We start from the raw sequence: 3,032 nt of genomic DNA on the forward strand, positions 1-3,032 counted from the left end.
GGAACGGGGGAGCGGGGCCGCGGGTTGGTTAGGTTAACCTAACCGGGTGTTCACAGACACTCCCTCCACGCAGCGCGTCGCGCCGCCGTCCGCCGAGGTCCCACGGCAGCGGCGGCGCTCCGCCGCCAAGGCCGTCGGCCTGGTGGCGGCCCTTGCGCTGCTGGTCGTCGTCGCGATGGCGAGCATCGCGGTCGGCGCCAAGCCTCTGACCATGGGCCAGGTCTGGCACGGGCTCTTCGCCGGCACCGGAACCTACGGCGACGTCGTCGTGGGGGAGAGGCTGTCGCGGACCGTGCTGGGGCTGCTGGCGGGCGCGGCGCTCGGTCTGGCCGGAGCGGTGCTCCAGGCGCTGACCCGCAACCCGCTCGCCGACCCCGGTCTGCTCGGCATCAACGCGGGCGCCTCGGCGGCGGTGGTCACCGCCATCACCTTCTTCGGCGTCACCTCGCTCGGCGGCTACGTGTGGTTCGCCTTCGCGGGCGCCATGGTGGTGGGCGCGCTGGTGTGGTTCCTCGGCGGCAGCCGGGGCGCGACGCCGGTCAGGCTGGCGCTGGCGGGCATGGCGATCGCCGCCGCCCTCCAGGGCTACCTGCAGGCGCTGATGATCCTCGACGAGGCGGCGCTGGGGCGGATGCGGTTCTGGACCGTCGGCTCGCTGGGCGCCGCGTCCTGGCAGAGCATCGGGCAGGTGCTGCCGTTCATCGCCGTCGGCACGGTGCTGGCGCTGGCCCTGGCCCGGCCGCTGAACGCGATGGAGATGGGCGACGACACCGCCCGGGCGCTCGGCGCCCATCTCAACCGGACGCGGGCGCTGTCCATGCTCGCGGCCACCCTTCTGTGCGGGGCGGCCACCGCGGCCTGCGGGCCGATCGTCTTCGTCGGCCTGATGGTCCCGCACGTGGTGCGCTCCTTCACCGGGCCGGACCTGCGCTGGATCCTGCCGTACGCCATCGTGCTCTCCCCGGTGCTGCTGCTGGGCGCCGACGTGATCGGGCGGGTCGTGGTGCGGCCCTCCGAGCTGCAGGTCGGCATCGTCACGGCGGTCATCGGCGGGCCGCTCTTCATCTTCCTGGTCCGACGGCGGAGGACGGCGCAGCTGTGACAACCCCGAAGACCTTCTCACGTCCGGACGCCGCGGGTACGGCCGCCGCGGGCGGGACCTCGCCGCGCGGGTCCGCGCCGCGCCGGTCCTCGCCGCAGGCGGTGCTGCGGATCGGCGGGCGCGTCTCGCTGCGGATCCGGGTGCGCGCGGTGGCCGTGGTCGCGGTGCTGGCCCTCGTCGCGTTCGCCGCGGCGGTGGTGCTGATCGGCACCGGTGACTTCCCGATGTCCTTCTCGGACGTGCTGGGCGTGCTGTTCGGCTCGGGACACCCGGCCGACGAACTGATCGTGCGCGAGCTGCGGCTGCCGCGGGTGCTGGTGGGGCTGCTGGTCGGCGCCGCGCTGGGGCTGGCCGGCGCGCTGTTCCAGGCCGTCTCGCGCAACCCGCTGGGCAGCCCGGACATCCTCGGCCTCGGCCAGGGCGCGACCGCGGGCGCGCTGACCATGATCGTGCTGTTCTCCGGCAGTGCGGCCGCCGTGACGGCCGGGGCGCTGGTCGGCGGGCTGGTCACCGGCACGGCGATCTACCTGCTGGCCTGGAAGCGCGGCGTGCACGGCTACCGGCTGGTGCTGGTCGGCATCGGTGTCAGCGCGGTGATGACCGCGGTCAACAGCTACCTGATCACCAAGGCCGACATGGTCGACGCCGCGCGGGCCGTGGTGTGGATGACCGGCTCGCTGTCCGGACGGGACTGGGCCCAGGTGTGGCCGCTGCTGGCGCTGTGCCTGGTGCTGGTGCCGCTGGTCCTGGCCAACGAGCGGGGCCTGCGGATGACCGAGATGGGTGACGACGCGTCCTACGCGCTGGGCGTGCGCGTCGAGCGGGTGCGGCTGGTGATGCTGGGCTGCGCGGTGCTGCTGGCGTCGGCCGCGACGGCGGCGGCCGGACCGGTGGCGTTCGTGGCGCTCACCGCGCCGCAGCTCGCGCGGCGGCTCACCCGGACGCCGGGGCCGAACCTGGTGCCGTCCATGGCCATGGGCGCGGCCCTGCTGATCGTCGCGGACCTGCTGTCGCAGCGGGCCTTCGGCTCCGACCAGCTGCCGGTCGGTGTGGTCACCGGCGCGCTGGGCGGCGTCTACCTGCTGTGGCTGCTGGTCGCCGAGCGGAAGGCCGGACGGGTATGAGCACGCGCGCCGACGGCGTCGGAACGACGGGCATGAAGCACATGGGGAAGAGGAGTACCGGCGCCGTGGACAACCGACTGTCGGCCGAGAACGTCACCCTCGCCTACGAGCAGCGCGTCATCGCGCGGGAGTTGTCGGTGGAGATCCCCGACAACTCGTTCACGGTGATCGTCGGCCCCAACGCCTGCGGGAAGTCGACGCTGCTGCGGGCGCTGTCGCGGATGCTGCGGCCGAGCGAGGGGCGGGTGCTGCTGGACGGGCAGGTCATCCAGTCGCTGCCGGCGAAGAAGGTGGCGCGCACGCTCGGGCTGCTGCCGCAGTCGTCGGTCGCCCCGGACTGCATCACGGTCGCCGACCTGGTGGCCCGCGGGCGTTACCCGCACCAGGGGCTGCTGCGGCAGTGGTCCCCCGAGGACGAGCGGGTCGTCCGGGAGTCCATGGAGCGCACCGGCGTCGCCGGGCTGGGGGACCGGTACGTCGACGAGCTCTCCGGGGGGCAGCGGCAGCGGGTGTGGATCGCGATGGCGCTCGCCCAGGAGACGCCGCTGCTGCTGCTGGACGAGCCGACCACGTACCTGGACATCCAGCACCAGCTCGACGTGCTCGACCTGTGCGCGGAGCTGCACGAGGAGCACGGGCGGACGCTGGTGGCGGTCCTGCACGACCTCAACCACGCGGCGCGGTACGCGACGCATCTGATCGCGCTGCGGGAGGGTGAGGTCGTCGCGGAGGGGGCGCCGGGGGACGTGGTGACGGCGGAGCTGGTGGAGCGGGTGTTCGGCATCCGGTGCCAGGTGATCCCGGAC

General features: G+C 73.8%; 3 protein-coding genes. All 3 read left to right on the forward strand.

Annotated features, from left to right (window positions below; translation table 11 throughout):
• Window positions 1-46: 46 nt before the first annotated feature.
• On the forward strand, window positions 47-1,102 hold the full coding sequence (locus tag ACOV8S_RS30400; protein ID WP_448321707.1) for a FecCD family ABC transporter permease: 1,056 nt from the start codon (window positions 47-49) through the stop codon (window positions 1,100-1,102).
• Window positions 1,103-1,203: 101 nt separating this feature from the next.
• Entirely contained in the window at window positions 1,204-2,226 is a 1,023-nt protein-coding gene (locus ACOV8S_RS30405; RefSeq protein WP_448321737.1) for a FecCD family ABC transporter permease, read from the forward strand.
• Between the two features lie 32 nt (window positions 2,227-2,258).
• Window positions 2,259-3,032, forward strand: a 774-nt coding sequence (locus ACOV8S_RS30410) for an ABC transporter ATP-binding protein (RefSeq protein ID WP_448321738.1), incomplete at its 3' end; no start/stop codon positions are given.

The organism is Streptomyces sp. CO7 (assembly GCF_053474865.1).